The organism is Patescibacteria group bacterium (genome assembly GCA_018817715.1).
In the GTDB taxonomy this organism is placed as follows: Bacteria; Patescibacteriota; Patescibacteriia; order Veblenbacterales; family UBA10138; genus JAHITT01.
In genome coordinates this window covers 265,533-289,820 of sequence record JAHITT010000006.1, presented here as the reverse complement: position 1 = coordinate 289,820, position 24,288 = coordinate 265,533, and the positions used below count along the sequence as shown (strand labels likewise).

The window sequence follows — 24,288 nt, the reverse complement described above, 5'->3', positions numbered from 1 at the left end:
TATTTAAGTTAGTATATGTTTTTGTTTAATTATTGTAATAATAAAAAAAATATTGCTGGTCAAGGTCTTTTAGAGGTGACTATGGCTATAGGTATAATTTTGTTTGGTTTATTAGGGATAATGAGTTTAACAACAGCTTCCTTTGGAGCCGCCGCTGAAGCGGAGGATAGATTGTTGGCTACTAATTTAGCCAGAGAAGGTATAGAGGCAGTTAGAAGTTTGCGAGATGATTCTTGGCTTCAAGGTTCCAGTAATAGTTGGTATGGACAACTAGCGAGTGCTGGGGATTTAACTGTTATTCCGGTTTTGGATCCGGTTACTTTTGAGTGGTCTTTTGATTTTACCGCTAATAATCTGGAGGAAGCTGTAAGTGTGGTTTGGCGTGATCAAAATTCTTTATTTAGACAGAGTAGTACTGTAATAACTGGCAGTCCGACTTTTTATTCAAGATTATTGACTATTTATGCTATTTGTCGAGAGGCGATAGGTGGTATTGAAATAAGTTCGACTGGTAGTTGCCAAACTGGCTATAATCAGATTGGCGTCAGGGTAGTTTCCCAAGTTCGCTGGTCCAGACACGGTAGTCATGTTATTACTTTGGAAAATTTTTTATATAATTGGCGTTACTCTTACGATAATTATGCTCCCTAAAATAAATAAAAATTCGGCTGGTTTTACCGTTATGGAACTGGTGGTAGTTTTAGGAGTTTTTTCTATAGTGGTAATATTAGTGACTGATATATTCTTCATTATAACTAGATCTCAGCGGTCTTTGGTGGCTAGTCAAGCTGTTCAGCGTGATATGCGTTTTGTTATGGAGTCAATTGCTAAAGACGTTCAGCAGGGTTTAATTGATTATGATTATTACCAGTCACAAGTGCCAACAATTGATTTAAAAGACCCTTTGACTGGTCAAGTTTTGGCTCAGTCGGTTTTGGCTTTATTGGATAATACCGGTCGAACGGTTAGATATCGTTTTGTAGAAGCTCAAGCTGGCCAGCCCGCCAGTTTGGAAATTTCTCGTGGTAGTAGTGGAACTTGGGATCCTTTATTATCTGATGATGTAATTTTGGTAGCAGTGCGATTTTATATAGTTCCTTCAGCCAATCCTTTTTTGGATAGTAGTTCCACTAATAAACAGCCGAGGATAACTATTACCTTATCTGGTCAGGCTATACCAACCTTGGGGACTAGTTTGCCGGCTACTTTTTTTCTGCAGACCACGGCTTTAACCAGGAGTTATTTACGTTAAATATGAAAATATTAAAAAACAATCAACCGGCCGGTATGGTTTTACTTTTATCTTTGTTAGTTTTGGCTGGTGTTTTGGTAACTAGTTTAACTGTTGGTAGTTTGGTTTTACGACAACTACGAGTTAGTGTTGTTAGTGATCAAAGTCAAGCTGCTTATTATGCTGCGGAAAGTGGTTTGGAGCAGGGCCTTTATTTATGGCGTTTGGAACAAAAAAAAGGTGCTGATTTGGTAGTTAGTCAATCAAGTAGCGTAGTGTTAGCTGGTAACCAAGCAACTTGGTGGCGGTCGAGTGTTTTAAGTGAATCTTCGGAAATCATTACTCTTAAAAAGAATGACAGCCGGCAAATAGATTTATTTAATCCAGAAGATTCTTTGGATAGTGCAGTTAAAGCTCAATCCATAAAATTATCTTGGGATAATAATGTAAACTCCTGTCCGGGAGCCGGTAGTGAATGGTTGGAAGTAGGTTGGTCAGCTTGGTTGGGTGCAGCGACACTTGATTACGATGTGGAGCGTCGTTATTTTTCTTCCAGCCAAGCTAGTGGAGTGGTTATTAATTTGGATCCTAGCTTTGTTAACTATCGTTTACGTTTAAGAGCTTTGTATAGTGATGTTTGTGATTTAACTGTCCAAGCTTTTCGCCAGCCTAATGGGGTGGGAGAAATTTATGAATTACCTGGACGTGTTATTGTTACTTCAGTTGGTCGATTAGCTAATACTCAACAATCTTTGTCAGTTACTTTGCCGGCTTTACCACCACAAGCAGCAGTTTTTGATTATGCTATTTTTTCCCAGTGTTCAATATTTAAGGGAACTGGTTTTACTTCAGATTGTTATTAAATTAGTTGACCTAGGAAAGCACAGAATAAGAACCTTTTAGTAATTTGGGATTAGTTTTTAATTATTATGAATAAAGCGGCTGCTAAAATAAGAATAAATAAATTACGCCAAGTAATAAATCATTATCGTTATCAGTATCATGTTTTGGATAAGTTGGAGATATCAGAGGCAGCTTTGGATTCTTTAAAGCATGAATTGGTTAAACTAGAAAATTATTATCCCGATTTAATAACTTCTGATTCGCCCAGCCAACGGGTGGCGGGAGGAATTTTGCCGGGGTTTGTTAAGGTTAAGCATAGTCAACCGATTTTATCTATTGAAGACGCCTTTAATTTAGAGGAAATTAAAGCTTGGCAGGAGAGGAATGAAAAAATTTTAAAAATTGAGATAACAGAATATTATGGGGAATTGAAAATGGATGGTTTGGCTATAGTTTTAACTTATGTTAAAGGTTTATTAATTAGTGCTGTAACTCGAGGTGATGGACGAATTGGAGAAAATGTTACGGCTAATGTTAGAACTATTGAGGGAGTTCCTTTGCGTTTAGAAACAACAAAAGATTTAGTTTGGCCGGAGCGATTAGACATTAGAGGTGAAGTGGTAATTAGTCTTAAAGAATTAGCGAGAATAAATAAGATGCAACAGGTTAAAGGGTTGCCTTTGTTTGTTAATCCTAGGAATTTAGCTGCCGGTACGATGCGTCAATTACAATCGGAAGTGGCGGCTTCTAGAAAAATGGATTTTTATGCTTTTGAAATATTGTCTGATTTAGGTCAGGCTAAACATAGTCAGGTTCATGATTGGCTGAAATTATACGGTTTTAAAACTAATCCCTATTCTAAGATTTTACGAGGGACTAAAGAGGTGGTAGATTATTTAACTGTGTGGCAAAATAAAAAATCTATTTTACCTTATCAAACTGATGGTGTTGTTTTAGTAGTGAATGACATAAAACAGCAAAAAATTTTAGGCAGTGTAGGTAAAGCCGATCGTTGGATGTTAGCTTTTAAATTTCCTGCCGAACAAGCTACTACTAAAGTTAAGGATATAATAATTCAGATTGGTCGGACTGGCGTGCTTACTCCAGTGGCTATTTTAGAGCCGGTTAAATTGGCTGGTACCACTGTTTCACGGGCCACACTTCATAATTATGATGAAATAAAAAGATTGGATATTCGGGTGGGTGATACTGTTATTTTACAAAAAGCTGGTGATATTATACCAGATGTTGTTAAAGTTCTACCTAAATTAAGAGTCGGTCAGGAAAAGGTGTTTAGCATGCCTTCTACTTGCCCTTCTTGCGGTTCTAAAATAAATAAGCCTTCAGGAGAAGTAGCTTATTATTGTGGTAATAGTCATTGTACGGCTGTTTTAGGCCAAAGTTTGCGTCATGCTGTAGCTAAAGGGGCCTTTGATATCGTTGGTTTGGGGCCGAGGATTATTGATCAATTATTAGAAACTGGTTTAGTTAAAGATTTAAGTGATTTATTTAGTTTATCAGCCGACAAGGTAAGTCAGTTACCTGGTTTTGCCGATTTATCAGCGGATAATTTACTTAAGGCTATAGCTGCCAGAAAAAAGATACCTTTGGATAATTTTTTGTTTGCTTTGGGTATTAGACATGTTGGGCAAATTACCGCTCGGCAGGTGGCTTTACAAGCTGGTAGTTTGGAGAAGTTGTTAAATTTTTGCCAAGAAGATTTTTTAAAAATTAAAGAAATTGGGCACGTCGTGGCTGCCAGTTTGGCTGAATATTTTAATCAATCAGATTCAAAAAAATTGTTAACTAAATTAAAAGCTAAGGGGGTTGAGCCGATCAATTTATTGATTAGTTCTGTTGGGCCTCGGTCTGGGGAGGTCTTTGTTTTTACTGGTGTTTTAAGCCATTTATCGCGTCAGCAAGCTAAGTTTTTAGTACAATCAACTGGTGCAATGGTTAGTGATAGTTTAAGCTCTAAGACGGATTATTTAGTGGTTGGACATAAACCAGGTAGTAAGCAGGTTAACGCTAAAAAATTAGGTGTTAAAATAATTAATGAGCAAGAATTTTTAAAAATAGTAAAAAGAAGTTAAATTTTTTACTTAAGCTCTATTCTTAATTTTGTCTATCGTTTATACTAAAAATTATGGAACTTAAAGATATTCATCATTTAGCTAAATTGGCCCGTTTAGAGTTAACTGATCAACAGGCCCTAGTTTATCAAAAAGATTTAGAGGCTATTTTGGGTTATTTAGACCAGTTAAAAGAACTTAAAATAACTGACACTCTAGTTGCTCAGGATTTTAAATCAGTTGGTCGAGGGGACAAAGTTGTGCCCTTTGACTCCACAGAAGGATTACTTAAAGGGCAATCAGCTGACCAGGAGCAACCTTTTTTGGTGGTGCCGCCGGTTTTTAAAAATTAATATTATGGATTTTAGTCGTTTAAATATTAAAGATTTACTAGAGGGCTATGTGGCTAGACATTTTTCGGTTAAAGAGGTGGTGGAGTGGTATTTGTCTAGAATAAAAAAAACTGATGATAAGGTGCATTCCTATTTAACAGTAACAGCTGTTGAGGCTATCCAGCGAGCTGAGGAATTAGATTATCAGTTAAAATCCGGAGCGAAACTAACACCTTTATTTGGTGTGCCTGTTTCTATTAAGGATGTAATTATTACCAAAGGTATAAAGACTACGGCCGCTTCTAAAGTTTTGGAAGATTATTTGCCTCCCTATCAGGCAACGGTTGTGGAAAAATTAGTGTCGGCTGGCGCTATAATTTTAGGTAAGACCAATTGTGACGAGTTTGCTATGGGTGCTTCTAATGAAAAATCTGGTTTTGGGCCGACTCGTAATCCTTGGAATCTTGATTATGTGCCAGGCGGTTCTTCTGGTGGTTCAGCTGCTGCTGTGGCTTCGGGGCAGTGTGCTTTGTCTTTGGGGAGTGATACTGCTGGATCAATTAGGCAGCCAGCGGCTTTTTGTGGCATCGTTGGACTTAAACCGACTTATGGCCGGGTTTCTCGCTATGGACTTATTGCCATGACTTCCTCATTAGATCATATCGGCCCAATGACTAGGACGGTTGATGATGCGGCTGCTGTTTTGCAAGTGATTGCCGGTCCAGATAAGCACGATGCTACTTCAGTTAATTATCCCTTATCTGATTTATCTTCAGAGATGAAAAAATCCATTAAAGGTTTGCGGGTGGGAGTACCTAAAGAATTTTTTGGTGACGGTTTGAATAAAAAAGTGGCTCAGTCAGTTCGTCAGGCTATAGATGTTTTAACTAGTTTGGGGGTCCAGGTGCAAAGTGTTAGTTTGCCAACAGTTAAGTATGCCGTACCAACTTATTATGTTTTGGCTCCAGCGGAAATAAGCGCTAATATGGCTCGTTTTGATGGTTTAAGGTATGGGCAGTCTCAAGTAGCTGACGATTTGTTTAGTAAATATATTAAAACCAGAGGAGATTTCTTAGGTGCTGAGGTTAAACGGCGCATTATTTTAGGTACTTATGTTTTATCAGCCGGTTATTATGAAGCTTATTATAAGCAAGCTGTTAAAGTCGGCCAACAGATTAAAAAAGAATTTACTCAGGTTTTTAAAGAGGTTGACGCTTTAGCTGCTCCTACTTCGCCCACAACAGCTTTTGCTTTTGGTAGTCGCAATCAGGATCCTTTAGCTATGTATTTAGAAGATGTCTATACTGTGCCGGCTAATATTGCCGGTTTACCGGCCATTTCCTTACCTTGTGGCTTAATTGATGGTTTGCCTGTTGGTTGGCAGTTAATTGGCCGACACTGGCAAGAATCAATAATTTTATCTTTAGCTAAAGCTTACGAACAAGCAGTGCCTTGGCAGGCTAATTTTCCTAAATTAGATTAGTTATGGATCAGTTATTGGAGTTATTAGTGTCTTATAGTTATTTAATATTGTTTTTGGGTGTAGTAGTGGAAGGCGAAATTTTTCCTTTAGCTGCCGGCTTTTTGTCTTCTTTGTTTATAATGAATTTTTATTGGTCCATTGGCGTAACTTTCGTTGGCGCGATAGTCGGTGATTTATTATGGTTTGCTGCCGCTCGTCATTGGGGTAGAAAATTTATAGAGCGCTACGGTAAGTGGTTTTTTTTAAAACCAGCTAGGTTAAACAAAATGGAGGAGCATTTTAACAAGAACGGTAAAAAAACTTTGTTTTTAACTAAATTCATCTATTCTTTTGGTCATAGTTCAATTATTGTGGCTGGTTTGGCTAAAATGTCTTGGCGAGATTTTATTAAAGTAGATGTGCCAGCCAGTTTATTGTGGTCAATGTTATTTGTTTTTTTGGGTAAGATTTTAGGGGCCAGTTTTTATTTAATGAAACATGTTTTGCGTGATATAACTTTATCTTTGATATTAGTTTTAATACTAATAATTTTATTCCAATCTTTATTTAAACGTTTTTTAAGAAATCAGAGTTAATTGTTTAAATTAAAAAATATGGTTAATAATTTTTCCACTCAGCAGGTAGATAACCCGATTATTAATATTAAAAAACCTTGGTATAAAAAAATTGTTTGGTGGTTGGTAATTTTACTAGCAATTGTTTGGTTGGGTTTTTCTTGGTTAAGTCAGCCTAATTTATCTTCGGAAACGACCGAATCTTTGTCTGGTAGTCAGGCTAGTAATTTACCTCCAATTAGCCAAGTTAAAGTTATAAGCCAAGATGATCCCTCTTTAGGTCCGGCTTATGCGCCTATTACTATAGTCGAATTCGGTGATTTTGAATGTCCTTTTTGTCGGCAATCTTATAGTATTGCTAAGCAGTTGTTAGAAAAATATCCAGATGGTTTAAGGTTAATTTATCGAGATTTTCCGGTTAGTAGTATACATCCACAGGCTTTACCGGCCGCTCAAGCGGCCAATTGCGCTTATCAGCAAAATAATTTTTGGCCATATCATGACAAGTTATTTGATCGGCAGAATGAATTAGGAAATTCTTTATATCTTAATTTGGCGACTGATTTAAATTTGAATATGAACAATTTTAAGGCCTGCTTGAATGATCCGAAAATAGTTAAAGAAATAGAAGAGGATTTGGCAGTTGGTTTAAAGGCTGGGGTTCAAGGCACGCCAGCTTGGTTTGTTAATGGTCGTAAAGTAGAAGGAGTTTTGCCTTTAGAAGTTTGGGAAAAATTAATTACAGCGATTTTGAAAGAGGATCTAAAAAAATAAAAATTTTTTAGCAAAGATAAGCCAGTTAATAGTAAACAGTAGTTATAGTGTTATTTTAGACTGACTGGTTAGTATTATGCTACAATTAAACAACTTTAATCGTATAATTATTTATTAATTAAGTTTATGACAGATCGACCTAGTATTTTTAATGGTGTTTCTCCTAAACTAAGCTTTATTATGGGTTTAGTGGTGGGGGTAGCCGCTATAAGTTTAATTGGTTTTATCGTGGCAGTAGCTTTTTCCTTTTCTGGTGGAAGTTTTAGCAAAAAAACAGCTACCAGTAATCCGTCAGCTAATTTACCGGTTGATAATAATCCATCTCAGCAACCATCTTTAGGGCCGGTTGATATTGCTGTTAAGGATAGTGATTATCTAAGAGGTAGTAAGGACGCACCTATTGTTATGATCGAATATTCTGATTTGGAATGTCCTTTTTGTCAAAAATTTCATGACAGTATGAAAAAAATAATGGCGGATTATCCTGGGCAAATCGCTTGGATTTATCGGCATTTCCCTTTATCTTTCCATGCTAACGCTCAAAAAGAAGCTGAAGGAGCTGAATGTGTGGGTAAATTGGGCGGAGCCGATAAATATTGGCAGTTTATTGATAAGATTTTTGAACGTACTACAGCTACTGGCACGGGCTTTGCTTTAGATAAGTTACCGGCTTTGGCCAAAGAAGTGGGGGTTAACGAAGCTAAGTTTAAAACTTGTTTGGATAGTGGTGAAATGGCTCAGAAAGTTCAAACTGATTTACAAGAAGGTTCAGCTTATGGCGTAGGCGGTACGCCGACCACTTTTGTTAACGGCCAGCCTTTGGAAGGCGCTTTGCCTTATGAGCAGGTAAAGTCGGTAGTTGATCAAATTTTAAATAAGTAAAATAATGTCAGTAAAGAAAATATTGTTTATTGTGGTCGGGGTGGTAGTTTTGTTATTGGTAGTTTGGTGGCTTAAACTGTCGGTGCCTAATTATCCAGATATTCAGTCACCTCGGCCTATTGCGGGTAATGAGCAAGCTAGTTTGGTTTTAACAGAATTTTCTGATTTTCAGTGTCCGGCTTGCAAGGCTGCTCAGCCTTTATTAAAAGATTTAATGGCTACTTTTGGCGACCGATTACGTTTGGAATTTAAGCATTACCCTTTGATATCGATTCACACTCAAGCCTTCCGGGCGGCCTTGGCAGTTGAATGTGCCAATGATCAGGAACAGTTTTGGCAGTACCATGATAAATTATTTGATAACCAACCTAATTTTTCCGAAGAAGAATTAATAAATTACGCGGGTGAGCTTAATTTAGATAAAGAAAAATTTTCTGCCTGTTTACTTAGTAAGGCTAAAACTAATGAAGTTAGGCAGGATATAAAAGAGGGTGACGGGCGCCAGGTTAATGCTACGCCGACTTTTTTGTTAAATGGTGAGCCAGTGGTCGATTGGACCAAATTAAAAGAAATTATACAAAGCAAATTGATCGGCGGATAGTTAGTTTACCTTTGATATTAGACGGTAGATATAACTAGTGGATTTATCCATGATTCTGGATTCTTAATTCTATATTCCAGTTATTATGTTTTTTCACGATTTTATTCCTTCGCCAATAATTTTTACTATCGGACCGTTGATTTTTCATTGGTATGGTTTGTTGTTTGGTTTAGCTGTGGCGGTGGCTTATTTTATAGCTAGACTGAGGCTTAAAAAACGGCCAATTGTTTTTTTAGATTTGGATAATTTATTTTTTTGGCTTTTATTAGTTGGTTTAATTGGTGCTCGATTAGTGGATGTTTTTTATTTTGAGTGGTGGTATTTTAAAGATCACTGGTCGGCGATACCGTTTTTTTGGCAGGGCGGTCTGGCTTGGCAGGGCGGTTTAATTGGCGGAATAGCGGCTGCTTGGCTTTATAGCCGAATTAAAAAAATTAAATTTGTGGTGGTGGCTGATTTACTAGCGCCTAGCTTGGCTATTGGCCAAGCTATTGGGCGTTGGGGAAATTATTTTAATCAGGAATTATTTGGCCAACCAACTAATTGGCCTTGGGGTATCCCAATTGTTCAACAATTGCGGCCGGAAATTTACCAGTCTTTTAGCTATTTTCACCCAGTATTTTTTTATGAGTTTATTGGCTTGTTAATTATTGGTTTATTTTTATTAAGATGTTTTAAGAGTAAAAAAACAGCTGGTTGGTTAATAGCTTGGTATTTATTATTAAGTGGTTTATTGAGAATAATTTTGGAAACTATCAGACTAGATGAGCAGTCACTTTGGTTAGGCTTAAGAGCCGGCTGGTGGTTGGCCGGGTTAACAACGGTTATTGGTTTATTGTGGTTGCTTAAATTGACTTGGTTTAAATTTTTAAATAAAAAAGAGGTTAATTAGAACCTTTTTTTGGTTTTACGTACTAAGCGGGCCCGACCGGATTCGAACCGGCGATCTTCTCCGTGACAGGGAGACGTGTTAACCGGGCTACACCACGAGCCCGCTTAGTACGTAAGTATTTATTTTTTAAATTCAATCCCGTTTAGTATGGAATTTATCTAGTTTTAAAAATGGGGCAAAAACTAAATAAGCTTTGCCAATATAGCATAGGTTTTTAAACCTTTCAAGCCTTTTGGAAAAGCGTGTAAAATAATTGCCTGTCTTATGGTAATAGGCTAAAATTAGAGAAGATAATAGGTTTAAAATTCCTTTAATGAAAAAAGAAAATTTAGACAATCAGGAAGTTTATAAAACCACTGAACAAATTAGACAAAGTTCGGAATATGCTTGGTTGGTTGATTCTTTAGATACATCCTTTAATGATAACCTTTGGACTGGTTTAAGCGTTAATAATGAATCAGTTGATAAATTTATAGAAACGGTTTTTGGGCCTGATAAAGCCCAAACCATTCCCGTAGAAGTTAAACAACAATTTTATACGGATTATCAAACTAAGATCGAAGAATTAAGACAAGGTAGGAATGTTTTAGGTGATCAAGCTGCGGCTTTGTTTGAGGAAGCAGCTTATTACGAAAATCTTCGGTCTGAGCCAACTGCAAAAGAATTACCTTGGGAGGCTAGACGGCAGGAGCTTATGAATACAATCAGGGAAAAAGAATCGCCAGCCATTAAGCCGGAAGCAGATTTTTCTTTGGTTAATCTAAATAAAAAAATGTCGGCTTGGTTGGGCCAAGAATTTAATCAAGCGGCCTTTAAAGAAAAACCGGAATTGTTGGACAAAACTGTTAGAGCCACCGAGAGTTTGTGGTGTTATTTTGTTGATAGTGGCCGCTGGCAAAAAACAGTTGATAAAAAAAGAAATAATCAGCCAATTGTTTATCTTAAAGATACGTCTGATAGTAATGCCAAAGCGGTTTTATTGCTGATAAAAAAAACTGGTTTAGAAAATGCTTTACTTAATAATTGGACTAAACCGGAATTAACTAGTGATAATGAAGAGCTAAATGAATTAAATAATGGTTTAGTTAAAGCGGCTCAAGAAACTTCTTCGGCTGAAGTATTATATAAGGTTTTACAGGAGCAAGGTATTTTAAAAAATAAAGATGAGGCTTTGCGGGTCATAGTGGATTTGGCCACTAAGTCCATGCATTATGACTTAATAAAAACCAAGGAAGATTGGCGCAGTAGTAATTTAAGTTTGCGTGGGTTGCACCGGGCGCTTAATCAACAGCAGGAGTATCTTTATGTTAAGGAGAGAATAAACAGGTTTTTAGAATTAAAAAAATGGCGATTACCTTTAAACAAAAAACAGCAAGTGGAGCTGGATGGTGAATTGTTAAACGAACCGCTAGATAAAACGTTATTGGAAAAAATTATTAATAACGATAAAAAAGAAGAAGTATTGTTAAAGTTAGATAAAGTAGGTCAAGAACAAGTTAGTATAATTAAACAAGCTGATCAGGTTTTAAACAAATCAGACGAGGAGCTTATTAAAAATAAGCAGTTAATTGTAGCGGCTGATTGGGGGAGATTATTTTTAAATCAACATAAAAGAGGCGATAAATCGTTTGGTGGCGCTGTGGCCGCCCGGGCCTATGGTTTTGATGGTTTTATAAATTATGATATTGAGCGAGGTGGTTATTTGGTAACCAGTTTTAAACCTAATAGCGATTTATTGGCTAATATTGATTTACCCGGGGCCCTTAAAGTAAATAAACAAATGGTTATGCGTCCGGGTAATGGTGGAGAAAAAGTTAGTTTAGAACAATTACTTAAAGCTGTAGTACCAGATTACCAATTATCAGGCGAAAATCAGGTTAAATCTAAAGAAGTTGAATCTACCCAAGAGAAATTTGAATATAACGGTTTGCGGTTTAGTCGGGCTTTAAACGAAGAGGAATTAACCCATTTAAACATATTGGACGCCGAAGTTAAGGAATACATTACCGAATCGGTTAGCCAGGTTATTAAACAAAAGTACAGTCATTTAAATCCAGTTGAACAGTCTGTTTTATTAAAAGATCAGATAGCTAACGGTATGAGTCATCCAAAGATTTTGGAACAGAAAAAAAGCAAGTGTTTGGCCGTTAACTTACCTTTAATTATTGACAAATAGTTATTTTAGTTGTAGTATTATCTGTTAAGATAATTAAGTAATAAATAATATGGTTGAGATATTATCACAAGACGAGATAAACAAATTGCTTAATCAAGGTAAGGAAGATTCTGCCAACAGTGGTTCTGTGGACAAAGTAAATCCGGCTGATTTTGATGAGGCTTTTGTTCAGGCCGCTGATAATATTACCAAAATTAGTCAAGAGAAAGAGCCAGAGAAATTAAAAGGGGTTATAAATATTATTCCTTTAACCGAGGAAAATTATAATCAATCTTTTTCTATATTAAAAAAAGGTGGGTTAAGTAAATTAAATAAAGACGATTTAGATTGGTTGGATAAGAATAAAATTAAGCGAACTACCAATAGTGAGATTAGAAAAGCCTTAAAAGGTTTTATGGAAGAATATAAAAATCAAGTTGGTTTGCCGTCAGTAGATAAAAAAACGGACAATTCTTCTCAGGTGGAGCCAGTAGTAATGGATCAGTCGGTTGTGGAGGCCGAACCGGTTCAGCCGGTAATGGCGCCAGAGGTTGTTAGAGCAGATAAGTTAGCAGTTGAGTTTGCCAAATTTTTTAACATAAAACCAGAAGAATTAAATAGTGTTCCCGGTTTTGTTGATTTAACTGTTGGTCAGCAAGCTTTGTTATTGGAAAATTTAAAGCAAACGACTTTATCCAGAATAAAAAGTGAAGCTTTAGATGATTATAAGAAGGAAACAGGTGAATCTAAATTTTTTACTAAAATTAAAAGAAACCTGCTTAAAAAATATTATGTAGCCAAGGAAACCAAGGTTAAATATACCAAGTCCAAACAGGGTGGTTTGGCCGAGCAGCGGGCTGATATGGAAGCTTTAATAACAATAATAAAGGATAGTGGATTGGATGCAACAATTAATAGTTTAGGGCAAATAGAAGTATCTTACGGGGGTCGAGCTGAGGACTATGTTAAAGTTGCGGTTGGTGGTAGCCGTCAAGAATTAAATTCAACTGACCAGGCCAAATTAGCCAATTTTAATAAAGCAGCCACGATTTTTAGTAAAATACCCTATGAATGGTCTTTGCCAGCCGCTAGTCGCACAGAGCAAAAAGAATTCAGCCAAGCCAAGAAAGATTACAAACAGGCTTTAGCTGATTTGTTGCAGTTAAAAAAAGATAAGTTGGGTAATGACAAAGAAGCCGCTTTGGCAACCAAGGATATTGATTATCAGGTACAAATGGAAAGATTATTTAAAGCTAACCCTAATATAGAGAAAGCTTTAAAGCAGGTTGATTCGAATAAATTTTGGGTTAAAGCTTTAGGTAATGTGGCCACAGAAAGAGGTACTTACTTTTTAGGTGGTTTGGGTAGTCGGGCCTTAGTAGCGGGTGCTTTAGGCGTTTGGGCAGCGCCAGTGGTAGCGGCTGCTTCAGGCGCTACTTTGGCTTGGCGCAGGTTTAAGCAGGATATGGCGGAAACAGAATCAGCTCGTCGACGCGGTGTGGATTTTACCTCTAAAGACGAAAAAAATTTAAAGGAAAAAATTAAAGCTAATAAAGAAAGATTAGTAAGGGCTCGAGAATTACTGGAAGTTAAACAATTGGTTAGTAATGTGGTCGATATAGACGATCCCACTCACGAAATACCCCAGGAAGTAAGAGAATTACATGGAAATATTTTGCAAGCCATAGAAGAAAGTAGCCGTTTAAATGCTCAATTATATGAAGCTGGTTTAAAAAAAGCTGATAAGGCTTTTGTCACAGCTGAACAGGCTAAGGGGAAAATAGAAAAATTATTAAATGATTACGAGTCGGCTGACGAGGAAAAGAAACAGGAATTAAGAGGTTTGTTAAAAACTAGAATTTTTTATACCAAAGATAAACTGGATAAGGGTTTGATAGATTTTGGCGCCAATGATAAAAATTTGTTTAATAAATATGAACTATTAAAATATTTAAGTTTGGCGGAAACGACGGTTGTAGCTGGCGATAGTAAATTATTGGTGGATGTGGATGGTTTAACTATTGAGCAAAGACTAAAAAGTTTTATTAAAACACATGAAGATATAGTAGGTAGTCGCAAAGCCTCTAAATTATTATGGCAGATAACCAAAGGTGCTGCCTTAGGTGCTGGGTTTGCCTATTTGGGTGGTTTAGTTAAAGAAGGCGCTGGGCATTTATTTAGCAGTGGTTCAAAAACGCAAGATGTTTCGGAAATAATAAATCAATCTAGTTCGCCTCAATTTTCAGAAAGTACTTTGCAGGACGGTGCGGTTATAGATGCTTTGTCTCATAAATATGGTTTTAAGATTCCTGATTTACAAACAGCGGATGCGACTACTATAAAAACCCAGGCTGATTATTTGCGCGCCTTGGATGAAGCAATATCAAATACCAAAATTAATGGCCAATCAATGACACCGGAATTATTACAGAATTTTAAAGCCAACCATCCGGAAATGTTTGCTGGTAATAAGGTGCCAACAGCTGAAGAAATAACTGTCCGTTGGCAGAAAGATATAGACATAGCAACTGTTGGTTCGGGCGAGGGTATAGAACACAAAGCTATTGAGCAGATTTTAGATAATCCTAAAAAATTCGGTTTTGACGGTGATTTAACTAATAGCAAAGCTGTTAGAGAATTTGCCAATAGGTTAGCGCATCAAACAGCTATAGATGAAGGTTATGTTACTGAACAAGGGGAATTAAGATTAAAAAGTTCAGCTCAAGGCGAGCAAATTCGTTTTGTTATAGGGGCTGATGGCAAGGCCCATTACGAATTTGGCCAGGGTTTAGATAGTCAAGATGTGTATCAGCAGGCGCCGATTCCTAAAACTATTGAGGTTGAGCCTATAAAAACTGAAAACCTAGATTGGTGGAACAGCGAATATAAACAAGGAAGTTTAGTGGAAACGGCTATGCCAGCTGGCGGTAATAGCGGTTTAACAGCTTATGAGTTTTTGGGTCAAGATGGCACTAAAGGTAGTTTATTGGTGGACAGTCAAAGTCACGAAATACTTTATTCAGTAGATGCGGCTGATTATGGTGATGATTATGCTAACCAAGTTCAATCATCTTATGAAATTTTTAACCAAACAATCGATAAGGTAGACAAGGCTATAGGCGAAGCTGGTCAAAATTGGGGAGCGGCCGATAAGTTGTTGGTGGCTGAGTGGTCAGCTGGTCATACTGGATTAGATAAGGCCGATATAATAACCACCCTACAAAGCGCTAAGAGCGGCCGTATAACTGAATTGGCCGAACACGTGGGTAGTAAAGCGCCGCAGTATTTGCGGGATACGGATTTTGGTAGTTATTTGTCAACTAAAACAAATTTAGCGGATTTATCACCAACCAAAGCTAATAAGTTATGGGAAATAGGCCAAACTATAAAAGGTAATGGTTTTAAGTCGGTGGATTACAGGTTTGTGGATAAAATGTTTTATAGTTCAGATAAAAATTTGGGCTGGACTGTTGAGGGAGATAAATTTATTGCTGATGTTAAAACACCTTTGTTAAATAAGGCGGTGGAATTGCCTATAGCAGATAAATCTCATTTTAATGAAAGTTTTTATTTAGATAATAAACAAATAGCCAATCGCATAGCTTTGAATGAGCAGGTTGTTTTAAGTAAATTAGGCGCGGATTTTAGTAACGAGGAAGCCAGACAAATAATGTCTATGGATGTAAAAGATTTTAAACTTTCTAGTTTGGAAAATCATTTTGGTAAAGGTTTTTTAATGTTTAATAATAATTCCACCATAGAAAATTGGTTTCATGATATGGAGCCTAAATTACAAGGAGCTAATAGTGGCACGGTTGGGGAGAACTTGCATCAGTATTTTGTAGATAAAAAGGGCGTTTTAGCTAGTTGGCATTTTAAAGGTGATAATGTTCAGGCAGTGGAACAGTCAATAACTCCTCAGCAAACAGTTAGTCAGGTTGAGATTGTGGATAAGCCAGCTGTTGTAGATGATAAAATTAATAATGTTGAATCTGTTAAGCTTAATTCGGATTTAGAAAAATCTAAAATCGCCGCTCAGGAGGCTATTCGCCAGGCTGAGGAATTGGAAGCTAGGCTTAAAGCCCAAGATGCTATAGAAAAAGCCGAAAAATTATTAAAGGAAAAGTAATTTTACCTCCTTAGTTTGTCTTGATGTCATTCTTAGTCACGTTTATTTGTGTCGTCATTCTGAGCCAGGTTTTTTTGTTGTCATTTTAAGCTGTATTATATTTTTATTATTATTCTTCGTTGCGTTTATTTTCATTGTCATTCTGAGCGTAGCGAAGAATCTTAATTTTAAAAAAACAGTCTAATAATTAATCATAGGAGGGTATGATTAAACGTTGTTATGTGTATATTGTTACTAATAAAAGCAATACGGTTTTGTATACCGGAGTGACTAATAATTTAGATAGGCGGATGCATGAACATAAGAATAAGTTAGTGCCTGGATTTACCAATAAATATAAAGTAAATAAATTAGTCTTTTTTGAAGAGTTTAGTTCGCCACAGCAGGCTATTACTGTAGAAAAGAAAATAAAAGGTTGGACTAGGCAAAGAAAAATAGATTTAATTAAAACGATTAATCCGGAATTTAGAGATTTAATTGAATAGCGAGATCCTTCACTTCACTAGCGCTTCGTTCAGGATGACTGTCTAACGTCATTCTGAGCGTAGCGAAGAATCTCTAATACAGTTATTTAAGTAAATAAATAGAGACTGCCTTGTGAGCAGTCTCTGTCAATATTATATTTTTGTAGATTAATCGGGGTCGCCGACTAGATTATTTTTTTGTTTTTCCAAAGTTTCAATTCGTAAACGGAGCTGGTTAATTTCGTCCGTTAAGGAATTGATTTTTTGGGTAGTAGATGAATCGGCTAGTGCGGTTTTTAATTCATCTACCATTATGATGAGTTCGCCCCTAAGTAAGGTGATACTGGCGTCAAGGTCAGCGACTTGTTTTGAGATGTTGTCTAATTTACCGCCATTTGCATTAACAACAGTGAGAATTTCTTCGCGTTGTTTTTTGGCAGCGGCGTATCCGCGGCCGGAAGATTGACGGTGGTCAGTTAAGTTTTTATCATGTTGCGATATCGCACCGGTTATTTTTGCTGTTGCAGAATCAACGTCGGCTTTTTTTGCATAATCATTTGGAAATTGTGGAACAGGTAATGGTGCCGGAACTGGAGTATTGATAGTAGTGACAGCTTCAGGTTTTTCAGTGTTAGTGGCTGATGTTTGGTTGCCCAAAGTAAATAATGATAAAAATACAACGGTTAGAACAAATAATAATCCAATCATGAACCATCCCCAAACTGGCATACGTCTTCTGTTGCACATATTTAGCCAGGCTGTTAATGGAATATTTTGTTCCGGTATGTGTATATTTGAGTTGGGTACTGGTAATGGTCCGTGGCAAGGATTGGTGTTATTAAGATCGTCTTGGTTTTGTCGGCGTGTAAGATAAATTGCTAGGCCGATTAAACCAGACATTACCAAAGAACTTGCAATTACGATTAATATTATTTCAAGGTTAGTCATTTTGTCACCTTTTTAATTGGTTTTTAATTATTTAATTATTTTTACTGTTTTTCCTTTTTACATTTTAAACCTGAAAGCGATACGTCCGGATAAACCAAATTGTGAGCCATCCGTACGGAACCAATAATCCGATGGTAAACTCACCAGAGTGGTAAATGCTGGTGCCAGTACGACCTCAGTTGTTAAGAATGAAGTTATATCGTACACCATGCTTCCGCCGCAATATAGGGTTAACATTTTTTCCGGCAACCTAGCGTCACCATATAGATTTTCGACGCTGTAGATTGTACCACCAGTAATACGGTACCGAGGGTTGTCAGTGGGTTGGTTTAATAACTTAGAATATTCAAGACCTAGCCCTCGTTCTTCATAAACGCCCCAAGCTAGAGATTTGGCAAAAAACATTACGCGGAATTTGCCGGTTTCTCCTGGCAAGGAAATTACCAAGCCGGGTCCGTTATGTGCGCGTACACCAGCCACAAATATGTAGCTGGGATAAAATCGGATAGCCTTATCCGTTTTTGTTTGAGCAAAAACGGATACAGTCATCAAAAAGATGACGACGATGGTTGTTAGTAGATTTTTCAATTTGTACTCCTTATGTTGCAGACGGCGCAGTCTGCTTTTGAATTTTATACCCGGCGACGCCTGGCAGGTTCATAAAAACACTACCCGTCGACGGGGTAGTTAAACCTGCCAACACCGGGCTTTATTATTGTTTATTAGTATTTGTCATCCTGAGCGTAGCGAAGGATCTCTAAATTTAAGCAATATACAAAAATAACAAATATAAGATTCTTCACTTTGTTCAGAATGACAAGCAACTATTTTTTAAGGTTCTAGAGTAAAAAACTGTAACGTTATATCATAGCATAACTGTTGATTTTGTCAATAGCTGGACCCAAGACATTTTATTTACATTTGGTTGTATTTATTAATGTTTTTATTAAAAATAGTTTATAATAGATTGTAGAACATTTGGTTTTACCTATATTTGTTTAGTATTAGCCTTTTTGTTCTTTAAGTATTGACAAAAGGCGGTTTTGGGTGTATGATAGATAGTTAAAAAATTAAAATAAAAAAATAACTTTAACAACCAAAAGGCAAAAAAATGAAAAAGGCAATGTTGTTTATTAAAAAAACAATTATTGATTTTTTTCTCCTGTTATTCGCTATTATAACCTTTGTAGCATTTATTAATCTTATATTAATGGTGCTTTATGAGGTTGGTCAGGATCCAAGGTTTAATATTACCAAACCATTTAACGCAGGCGTTTTACTAGGTACAGATTTTCTGAATATGTTCTTGTTATTGTTTCTGTTTTTGTCGGTAATTATCTGTATTAAATATCTAAATGTCCGTGCCAATTATGCCAGAGGTTTTTATAATCTCTTTACCCTTATATATTTGTTTTTTAAAGGTTTGGCGTATTTGGTTATCGGTTTGGCTGTTGTGGTAGGAGGCTTAAGCAAAGCAATTTCTAATTTTAATGATTTGCTGGCGAAAAAAGCAAAATTAATCCAGGAGGATAAAAAACGTTTTTCTCCAGCATTTATTAACAGCCTGAAAACGTTTCTCTAAAATATTAAAAGAGCCGTACATTAATTATAATTATTAATTGTACGGCTTATTTATTTTGTCAAAAAAATTTATAAATTAATTAGCCTGTCATTGCGAGGAGATTGTAAAGCCGACGTGGCAATCTGATTTAAGATTGCTTCGGTCGTTGTGCTCCCTCGCAATGACAAAAGAACACTTGTTATATGGTAAAAAGCCTTTGCGGGGATTTATGTCCACGTGGACATAAATCCCCGCAAGCAAGTTTTTAAGAGCTTTGGCGATAAGGTGGCTATGAGGTTAGGATATCTTAAAATGTTGAATATTTATCCGCCTCCGTCTAAAAACGCTCTTTAGTTAAGGAAGTGGGTGAAGGTGGTGTGGATTAGTTGCCAGCTATAAACGTAAGTTAGCTTCGGCGGATGTCGCATGGCAGACTGGATGGGTATGGAGAGATATCACAGTTGTTAAGTTGTGTGGTTCCATAAAAAAATACTCCGCACAACCAAAGGAAGTGCGGAGTCTAGTTTAAACAATTCAATGTTATTTTTCTGGGCGATAGAACCGTGGCAATTTGTTGTTTTTTATTTTTTTGATTTTATCTTTTATAAAAAAACAGAATATTACTAATATTCCAGCCCCGGCAATATAAGTTATTGGTTCCCAAAGATCTTTAAGTCCCATTTTATTAACCCTCATTTAAATTATTAAATAAATTAAACTCATTATTCCTATACTTATTAAGTATAAGCTTATTATTAGTAATTTTTTGTCATTTGGAGGAGGTAAGTCTTTTTTAATAATTTCTTCAGTATTTTTTTTGTTAATTAATAATTTAGGTTTTAATTTTTTTAAATTAAGATTAAATAGATTAAGTATTTTAAGGGGTTCTATTTTGGGAAGTCTAAATTTTTTAAATTTAGACAGAGATAGAGACAGAGAAAAATTAAAGCGGTAATTTTTTAAATTGCCCCAATATTTTGTTAAAAAACCATTTTGTTTGCCGTATAAAAATATTTTTTTACGGCGTCTTTCTATGTATAGATACACAAGTAATACTATTATTACTATTGTTATATCTATAAAGAGTAAATCAATTAATGTTTTAGAATCCATTTTTTTACCTAAGTTTGTTTTAGTAGGCCTATCTTTAAATAAATATAATTTATTGTCAAGTTTAGAGAGCTGTGGTTTAATGTTAGCCTATTTAAGTAAAACAATTTAAAATAGAATTATGCCTATTTTAGCTGATAATAAAAAAGTCCGACACGATTATCAAATCCTGGATAAATTCGAGGCCGGTTTGGTATTGGAAGGTGCGGAAGTAAAATCGGCTAAAGGCGGTCGGATTAATTTGCATGGGGCTTATGTAATACCTAAACAGGGCGAATTATGGATAACCGGGCTTAATATTGCAGCTTATCCGCCCGCTAAGGGATGGCAAGTGGCTTATGATCCGATTCGCGATCGCAAGCTACTACTTAAAGCCAAAGAGCTTGGTTATTTGTTGGGTAAACAAAGGGAAAAAGGCTTGACAGTGGTACCCGTTTCTGTTTATACTAGGCACGGGTTTATCAAACTTGAAATAGCTGTAGCGCGGGGAAAAACGCGTTATGATAAAAGGGACGCTTTAAGAAAACGTGAAACCAAGCGCGAGTTAAGTCGTTCATTAAAAAAGTAAACTATTTTAAAGTAAACACTCGGCACTATTAGCCAATAGCTAATGGCTAATAGTGGGGGGTGTTTACAATTCGATAGTTATTAAGTGATATGTTAGCAGGTCGAGTGGCGGGTCTCGTAAAAAATCGCACTCTTACAAATGCCAAGTCATTTGTCAGCAAGTTTAAGGGAGCTTTTGCTTCTTTGAATTTTGCGCCAGCTTTAGCTTAATTAAGCTTTAGCCGTTCCTTTGGACACATGTCTGATAATCTAAGGGAATGTCATTTATCGGGCCGATTGTTAAGCGTTTGTCTTGCGTTTAATGATTTGATAATTCAAGGCAATCCAAAAACGAACTTTGGTACCGCTTGATTCGTTTTTGGTACTTAGCGGTACTGAACCTGGAGCCAATATATTGTCTTAGTAGCTAGACATGGGGTGCAAATCCCCGTCACCTCCACCATAAAGTAGAATTATGAATTAGAAATTAAACAAAGAAATTTAACTTTAATTGGTTTAATTTTTTAGTTTAATCATTTTATTATTAATCTCCACCATTATTTTAAGACGTAGATCAAACCGGGCCAAACCCCAAAGAATTAGACCGCGTTATCGGATTAATCAGTATATTCGTATTCCCGAAGTACAAGTTATAGACGACGACAGTAAGGTATTAGGGGTTATGCCGACTTTTAAAGCTTTGGCTTTGGCACAAGAACAAGGTTTGGATTTGGTGGAAGTAAATCCGACAGTTCGGCCGTCCATTGTTAAAATAATGGATTTTGGCCAGTTTCAATATAAGCAAAGTAAGATTGTTCAAGCCCAAAAGGCTAAAGTTAAAAAAATTGAAGTAAAAGGTATTAGACTATCTTTTAAAATAGGTCAACACGATAAAGATATGCGTTTAAAGCAGGCTAGAAAATTTTTAGATGAAGGACACAAAGTAAAATTAGAAATGGGTTTACGAGGGCGCGAACGAGCTCATATGGATTTAGCTAGGGAAAATATGATGAAATTTGTTAGGGAAATAGGTGACGATGCGGTGGTAGAAGTGCCACTTTCCAAAATGGGTGGCCGGTTGAATATGCAGATTGGTAAAAGCAAGTCGGCGGTTAAGACTAAAACAGAAGAAGCAGAATAATTAGTAAAATTGTTTATAAAACTATATGAAAGTAAAAACACATAAGGCGACAGCCAAACGTTTTAAGATTACTGGTAGAAAAAAGCTATTAAAAAGAACGGCTGGTCAGAGCCATTTTAATGCTCGGGAAACTTCTACCGTGACTAGGCGTAAACGACGCGACACAGAGTTGGCTAAAGTCAACGTGCCAGCCGTACGCAAACTTATTAAGGGCGCCTAATATTTATTTTTTTAAATTAAACAACATCTATGGCCAGAGTAAAACGGGGTGTCATGCATTTAAAGCGGCGAACCAATCTTCTTAAAAAAACTAAAGGTTACCGCTGGGGCAGAAAAAGTAAAATAAAATTAGCTAAACCAGCTGTGCGTAAGGCTGGAGCTTATGCTTTTGCCCATCGTCGGGATAAAAAAGGAGTTCAACGTCGTTTGTGGCAGGTTCAATTAAACGCGGCGGTGCGCGAATACGGTATAAGTTATAGTCGGTTTATTGATTTGCTTAAAAAATCCAAGATAGATTTAGACCGTAAAGTTTTGTCGCAGTTGGCTCAAAAATATCCGGAAGTGTTTAAGAAATTGGTTGAAAGTTTGACTGAGAGTAAATAAGATTAGTTATTATCTAAATCCTCTATAGTAATATAGAGGGTTTTTGTAATATAGAAAATAAAATATGAATCAATTCATTAATTAGTAATTTAAATCAATAAATTATTTAAAGTTTAAGAATTAAAATTTTAAAGGTGCTAGGTTGGAGGGATTACTTTTGGCTTTTTACTTTTCGTAGTATAATAACCCCATTATGTTAAGTGAAATAATTCAAAAAGAGTTAGCTAAAGTCTTGCAAAAGCATTGGCAACTAAATCCTTTGGTGGCTGAGGTTACACCAACTAAGGATTTAACCAATGGTGATTATACGACCACCGTGGCTTTAAAAATTGCTAGCCATTGGGGTGTGCCACCTAGACAAACAGCTGAACAATTAGTGGAGGAATTAGAATCTTCGGCCATTTTAAATAAAATAGTCACTAAAATACAAGTTGCCGGGTCGGGTTTTATTAATTTTTGGATAAAAGAAAAAGTTTTGGCTGAACAATTATCAACCCTTACTAAAAGTCAAAGTCGGGCCTTACTTAAAAAACAAAAAATAATAGTGGAATATTCTTCGCCCAACATAGCTAAACCGATGCACATTGGGCATATTAGGTCTACTTTTATTGGGCAGGCTTTAGCTAATATTTACGAAGCTTTGGGCGCTCGGGTTGTTCGTTTGAATCATTTGGGGGATTGGGGAACACAATTTGGCAAATTATTGGCTGCTTATAAAATGTGGGGCGACAAAAAAACCATTCAAGCTGATCCGATAGCGGAACTACTTAAATTGTATATTCGTTTTCATGAAGCTATGAAATTAGACCCAGAGCTTGTTAAGCAGGGTCAAATTGAATTTTTAAAATTAGAAAAAGGTGATAAAGCCAATGTTCGTGTGTGGAATTGGTTTAAAAGGGAATCATTAAAAGAGTTTAACAAAATTTATCGTCAATTAGGCGTTAAGTTTGATTATTTAACAGGCGAGAGTTTTTATGAGCCAATGTTGCAAGGAGTGGTAAAAGATTTATTAAAAAAGAAGTTGGCTATTAAAAATGCCGATGAGTCTATTGTTGTTCATTTAACCAAAGAAGGTTTACCTCCTTGTTTGGTGCAAAAAGGCGATGGCGCTTCGTTGTATGCTACTCGTGATTTAGCAGCCATTCGTTACCGAGTTAAAACCTTTAAACCCAATTTAATAGTTTACGCGGTTGGTAATGAACAATCCTTACATTTTGAACAAGTTTTTGCCTTGGCTAAAAAAATAGGTTATGCCGACAAAACTGATCTTAGACATGTTAAATTTGGTTTAGTGCTGGGGGAGGATGGACAAAAATTAGCTACTCGGGAAGGTAAGATAATAAAATTAGAAGAAGTTTTGAACAAAGCGGTTGTTTTGGCTAAAGAAGTTGTGGAAAAAAAGAACCCTAAATTGACCAAGCAGGCTAAAACTAAAATTGCTCAAGTGGTTGGTTTGGGGGCGGTTAAGTACAATGATTTATCGCAGAATAGGCAAACCGATATTACTTTTAATTGGAAAAAAATGTTAAGTTTGGAAGGTAATAGTGGACCTTATTTGCAATATACTTATGTTCGTTTAAAAAGTATTTTACGTAAAGCTGGTTCAGCCACTAAAATTAGTCAAAAAACATTGGTTTATACTGACGAGTTGGATAAAAAATTATTACGTAAGCTGGCACAATATCCCGAAGCGATTGTTCGGGCTGCCAAAGAGCAGGGCCCGCATTTGCTGGCTTTGTATTTATATGAATTATCAGCAGCTGTAAATTCTTATTATCAACAAGCGCCAGTTTTACAGGCGCCAGCTGGTTTAAAAAAGAGCCGATTAAAGTTAGTTAAGACGTCGGCTGATATTATAAAGCAAGGTTTGTCTTTGTTGGGTATTAATGTAGTGGAAAAAATGTAGCAGAATTTAAAATAAAGAAAAAGGTTGGTTATTAGGCCTTAAGCCATTTTAAATGGGTTAA

General features: G+C 36.3%; 23 protein-coding genes, 1 tRNA gene and 1 other RNA gene. 21 read left to right on the top strand and 4 right to left on the bottom strand.

Annotated elements, in window-relative coordinates:
* The first annotated feature begins 15 nt into the window (after nt 1–15).
* From KKC17_04495 to lgt, 11 genes are all read left to right on the top strand, one after another.
* Nucleotides 16–651, top strand: a complete 636-nt coding sequence (locus tag KKC17_04495; protein MBU1039450.1) for a hypothetical protein — start codon at nt 16–18, stop codon at nt 649–651.
* Complete coding sequence (locus KKC17_04490; protein ID MBU1039449.1) at nt 641–1,252, top strand: type II secretion system GspH family protein; 612 nt, start codon at nt 641–643, stop codon at nt 1,250–1,252. The genes KKC17_04495 and KKC17_04490 overlap by 11 nt, the downstream gene beginning before the upstream one ends.
* Nucleotides 1,253–1,254: 2 nt before the next feature.
* Nucleotides 1,255–2,094 (top strand): hypothetical protein, encoded by an 840-nt coding sequence (locus KKC17_04485; GenBank protein MBU1039448.1) that lies wholly within the window; start codon nt 1,255–1,257, stop codon nt 2,092–2,094.
* 66 nt (nt 2,095–2,160) lie between these two features.
* Nucleotides 2,161–4,167, top strand: a complete 2,007-nt coding sequence (ligA, locus tag KKC17_04480) for an NAD-dependent DNA ligase LigA (GenBank protein ID MBU1039447.1) — start codon at nt 2,161–2,163, stop codon at nt 4,165–4,167.
* A gap of 53 nt (nt 4,168–4,220) precedes the next feature.
* Nucleotides 4,221–4,499 (top strand): Asp-tRNA(Asn)/Glu-tRNA(Gln) amidotransferase subunit GatC, encoded by a 279-nt coding sequence (gene gatC, locus KKC17_04475; protein MBU1039446.1) that lies wholly within the window; start codon nt 4,221–4,223, stop codon nt 4,497–4,499.
* A gap of 4 nt (nt 4,500–4,503) precedes the next feature.
* The gene (gene gatA / locus KKC17_04470; protein MBU1039445.1) at nt 4,504–5,961 is read left to right on the top strand and encodes an Asp-tRNA(Asn)/Glu-tRNA(Gln) amidotransferase subunit GatA; all 1,458 of its coding nucleotides are present in this window, start codon (nt 4,504–4,506) and stop codon (nt 5,959–5,961) included.
* Nucleotides 5,962–5,963: 2 nt separating this feature from the next.
* Nucleotides 5,964–6,536: a DedA family protein gene (locus KKC17_04465; GenBank protein MBU1039444.1), complete on the top strand. Its 573-nt coding sequence runs from the start codon at nt 5,964–5,966 to the stop codon at nt 6,534–6,536.
* Nucleotides 6,537–6,554: 18 nt separating this feature from the next.
* Complete coding sequence (locus KKC17_04460; protein ID MBU1039443.1) at nt 6,555–7,289, top strand: DsbA family protein; 735 nt, start codon at nt 6,555–6,557, stop codon at nt 7,287–7,289.
* A 126-nt stretch (nt 7,290–7,415) separates the two neighbouring features.
* On the top strand, nt 7,416–8,171 hold the full coding sequence (locus KKC17_04455) for a DsbA family protein (protein MBU1039442.1): 756 nt from the start codon (nt 7,416–7,418) through the stop codon (nt 8,169–8,171).
* A gap of 4 nt (nt 8,172–8,175) precedes the next feature.
* Nucleotides 8,176–8,772, top strand: coding sequence for a DsbA family protein (locus tag KKC17_04450; protein MBU1039441.1), 597 nt, complete (start codon nt 8,176–8,178; stop codon nt 8,770–8,772).
* 85 nt (nt 8,773–8,857) lie between these two features.
* On the top strand, nt 8,858–9,664 hold the full coding sequence (lgt, locus tag KKC17_04445) for a prolipoprotein diacylglyceryl transferase (protein MBU1039440.1): 807 nt from the start codon (nt 8,858–8,860) through the stop codon (nt 9,662–9,664).
* A 27-nt stretch (nt 9,665–9,691) separates the two neighbouring features.
* On the opposite strand, the gene KKC17_04440 is transcribed toward lgt, so the two are convergent.
* Nucleotides 9,692–9,766: transfer RNA gene (locus KKC17_04440), tRNA-Asp, on the bottom strand.
* A 211-nt stretch (nt 9,767–9,977) separates the two neighbouring features.
* Here KKC17_04440 and KKC17_04435 point away from each other — a divergent pair.
* The 3 genes from KKC17_04435 (at nt 9,978) to KKC17_04425 (ending at nt 16,433) form a co-directional block, all read left to right on the top strand.
* A complete protein-coding gene (locus KKC17_04435) occupies nt 9,978–11,840 on the top strand; it encodes a hypothetical protein (GenBank protein ID MBU1039439.1) in 1,863 nt (620 codons plus the stop codon).
* Between the two features lie 49 nt (nt 11,841–11,889).
* Nucleotides 11,890–15,948, top strand: coding sequence for a hypothetical protein (locus KKC17_04430; GenBank protein MBU1039438.1), 4,059 nt, complete (start codon nt 11,890–11,892; stop codon nt 15,946–15,948).
* 203 nt (nt 15,949–16,151) lie between these two features.
* On the top strand, nt 16,152–16,433 hold the full coding sequence (locus tag KKC17_04425; protein MBU1039437.1) for a GIY-YIG nuclease family protein: 282 nt from the start codon (nt 16,152–16,154) through the stop codon (nt 16,431–16,433).
* A gap of 147 nt (nt 16,434–16,580) precedes the next feature.
* Here the strand turns inward: KKC17_04425 and KKC17_04420 are convergent, their stop codons facing one another.
* The gene (locus tag KKC17_04420) at nt 16,581–17,360 is read right to left on the bottom strand and encodes a hypothetical protein (GenBank protein MBU1039436.1); all 780 of its coding nucleotides are present in this window, start codon (nt 17,358–17,360) and stop codon (nt 16,581–16,583) included.
* A gap of 57 nt (nt 17,361–17,417) precedes the next feature.
* Nucleotides 17,418–17,912 carry a hypothetical protein gene (locus KKC17_04415; GenBank protein MBU1039435.1) on the bottom strand — a complete coding sequence of 165 codons (495 nt, stop codon included), beginning with the start codon at nt 17,910–17,912 and terminating at the stop codon, nt 17,418–17,420.
* 559 nt (nt 17,913–18,471) lie between these two features.
* On the opposite strand from KKC17_04415, the gene KKC17_04410 reads away from it, so the two are divergent.
* A complete protein-coding gene (locus tag KKC17_04410) occupies nt 18,472–18,942 on the top strand; it encodes a hypothetical protein (protein MBU1039434.1) in 471 nt (156 codons plus the stop codon).
* Between the two features lie 675 nt (nt 18,943–19,617).
* On the opposite strand, the gene KKC17_04405 is transcribed toward KKC17_04410, so the two are convergent.
* Nucleotides 19,618–20,034 (bottom strand): hypothetical protein, encoded by a 417-nt coding sequence (locus tag KKC17_04405; GenBank protein ID MBU1039433.1) that lies wholly within the window; start codon nt 20,032–20,034, stop codon nt 19,618–19,620.
* 118 nt (nt 20,035–20,152) lie between these two features.
* On the opposite strand from KKC17_04405, the gene smpB reads away from it, so the two are divergent.
* From smpB to argS, 6 genes are all read left to right on the top strand, one after another.
* On the top strand, nt 20,153–20,599 hold the full coding sequence (gene smpB, locus KKC17_04400; GenBank protein ID MBU1039432.1) for an SsrA-binding protein SmpB: 447 nt from the start codon (nt 20,153–20,155) through the stop codon (nt 20,597–20,599).
* A gap of 55 nt (nt 20,600–20,654) precedes the next feature.
* Nucleotides 20,655–21,040: a transfer-messenger RNA gene (gene ssrA, locus KKC17_04395) on the top strand.
* A gap of 69 nt (nt 21,041–21,109) precedes the next feature.
* The gene (gene infC, locus KKC17_04390) at nt 21,110–21,718 is read left to right on the top strand and encodes a translation initiation factor IF-3 (GenBank protein ID MBU1039431.1); all 609 of its coding nucleotides are present in this window, start codon (nt 21,110–21,112) and stop codon (nt 21,716–21,718) included.
* A 25-nt stretch (nt 21,719–21,743) separates the two neighbouring features.
* The gene (locus KKC17_04385) at nt 21,744–21,938 is read left to right on the top strand and encodes a 50S ribosomal protein L35 (protein ID MBU1039430.1); all 195 of its coding nucleotides are present in this window, start codon (nt 21,744–21,746) and stop codon (nt 21,936–21,938) included.
* 29 nt (nt 21,939–21,967) lie between these two features.
* Nucleotides 21,968–22,321, top strand: a complete 354-nt coding sequence (rplT, locus tag KKC17_04380; protein ID MBU1039429.1) for a 50S ribosomal protein L20 — start codon at nt 21,968–21,970, stop codon at nt 22,319–22,321.
* Between the two features lie 193 nt (nt 22,322–22,514).
* Nucleotides 22,515–24,227, top strand: coding sequence for an arginine--tRNA ligase (gene argS / locus KKC17_04375; GenBank protein MBU1039428.1), 1,713 nt, complete (start codon nt 22,515–22,517; stop codon nt 24,225–24,227).
* Nucleotides 24,228–24,288: the final 61 nt, after the last annotated feature.

Excerpts from the sequence above, each read along its gene's own strand:
- argS (MBU1039428.1), top strand. The coding sequence starts at position 22,515 with ATGTTAAGTGAAATAATTCAAAAAGAGTTAGCTAAAGTCTTGCAAAAG.
- lgt (MBU1039440.1), top strand. The coding sequence starts at position 8,858 with ATGTTTTTTCACGATTTTATTCCTTCGCCAATAATTTTTACTATCGGA.
- KKC17_04465 (MBU1039444.1), top strand. The coding sequence starts at position 5,964 with ATGGATCAGTTATTGGAGTTATTAGTGTCTTATAGTTATTTAATATTG.
- KKC17_04410 (MBU1039434.1), top strand. The coding sequence starts at position 18,472 with ATGAAAAAGGCAATGTTGTTTATTAAAAAAACAATTATTGATTTTTTT.
- KKC17_04460 (MBU1039443.1), top strand. The coding sequence starts at position 6,555 with ATGGTTAATAATTTTTCCACTCAGCAGGTAGATAACCCGATTATTAAT.
- KKC17_04495 (MBU1039450.1), top strand. The coding sequence starts at position 16 with ATGTTTTTGTTTAATTATTGTAATAATAAAAAAAATATTGCTGGTCAA.
- KKC17_04425 (MBU1039437.1), top strand. The coding sequence starts at position 16,152 with ATGATTAAACGTTGTTATGTGTATATTGTTACTAATAAAAGCAATACG.
- gatC (MBU1039446.1), top strand. The coding sequence starts at position 4,221 with ATGGAACTTAAAGATATTCATCATTTAGCTAAATTGGCCCGTTTAGAG.
- KKC17_04430 (MBU1039438.1), top strand. The coding sequence starts at position 11,890 with ATGGTTGAGATATTATCACAAGACGAGATAAACAAATTGCTTAATCAA.
- KKC17_04405 (MBU1039433.1), bottom strand. The coding sequence starts at position 20,034 with ATGGATTCTAAAACATTAATTGATTTACTCTTTATAGATATAACAATA.
- rplT (MBU1039429.1), top strand. The coding sequence starts at position 21,968 with ATGGCCAGAGTAAAACGGGGTGTCATGCATTTAAAGCGGCGAACCAAT.
- ligA (MBU1039447.1), top strand. The coding sequence starts at position 2,161 with ATGAATAAAGCGGCTGCTAAAATAAGAATAAATAAATTACGCCAAGTA.
- KKC17_04490 (MBU1039449.1), top strand. The coding sequence starts at position 641 with ATGCTCCCTAAAATAAATAAAAATTCGGCTGGTTTTACCGTTATGGAA.
- KKC17_04455 (MBU1039442.1), top strand. The coding sequence starts at position 7,416 with ATGACAGATCGACCTAGTATTTTTAATGGTGTTTCTCCTAAACTAAGC.
- KKC17_04420 (MBU1039436.1), bottom strand. The coding sequence starts at position 17,360 with ATGACTAACCTTGAAATAATATTAATCGTAATTGCAAGTTCTTTGGTA.
- KKC17_04450 (MBU1039441.1), top strand. The coding sequence starts at position 8,176 with ATGTCAGTAAAGAAAATATTGTTTATTGTGGTCGGGGTGGTAGTTTTG.
- KKC17_04435 (MBU1039439.1), top strand. The coding sequence starts at position 9,978 with ATGAAAAAAGAAAATTTAGACAATCAGGAAGTTTATAAAACCACTGAA.
- KKC17_04385 (MBU1039430.1), top strand. The coding sequence starts at position 21,744 with ATGAAAGTAAAAACACATAAGGCGACAGCCAAACGTTTTAAGATTACT.
- gatA (MBU1039445.1), top strand. The coding sequence starts at position 4,504 with ATGGATTTTAGTCGTTTAAATATTAAAGATTTACTAGAGGGCTATGTG.
- smpB (MBU1039432.1), top strand. The coding sequence starts at position 20,153 with ATGCCTATTTTAGCTGATAATAAAAAAGTCCGACACGATTATCAAATC.
- KKC17_04485 (MBU1039448.1), top strand. The coding sequence starts at position 1,255 with ATGAAAATATTAAAAAACAATCAACCGGCCGGTATGGTTTTACTTTTA.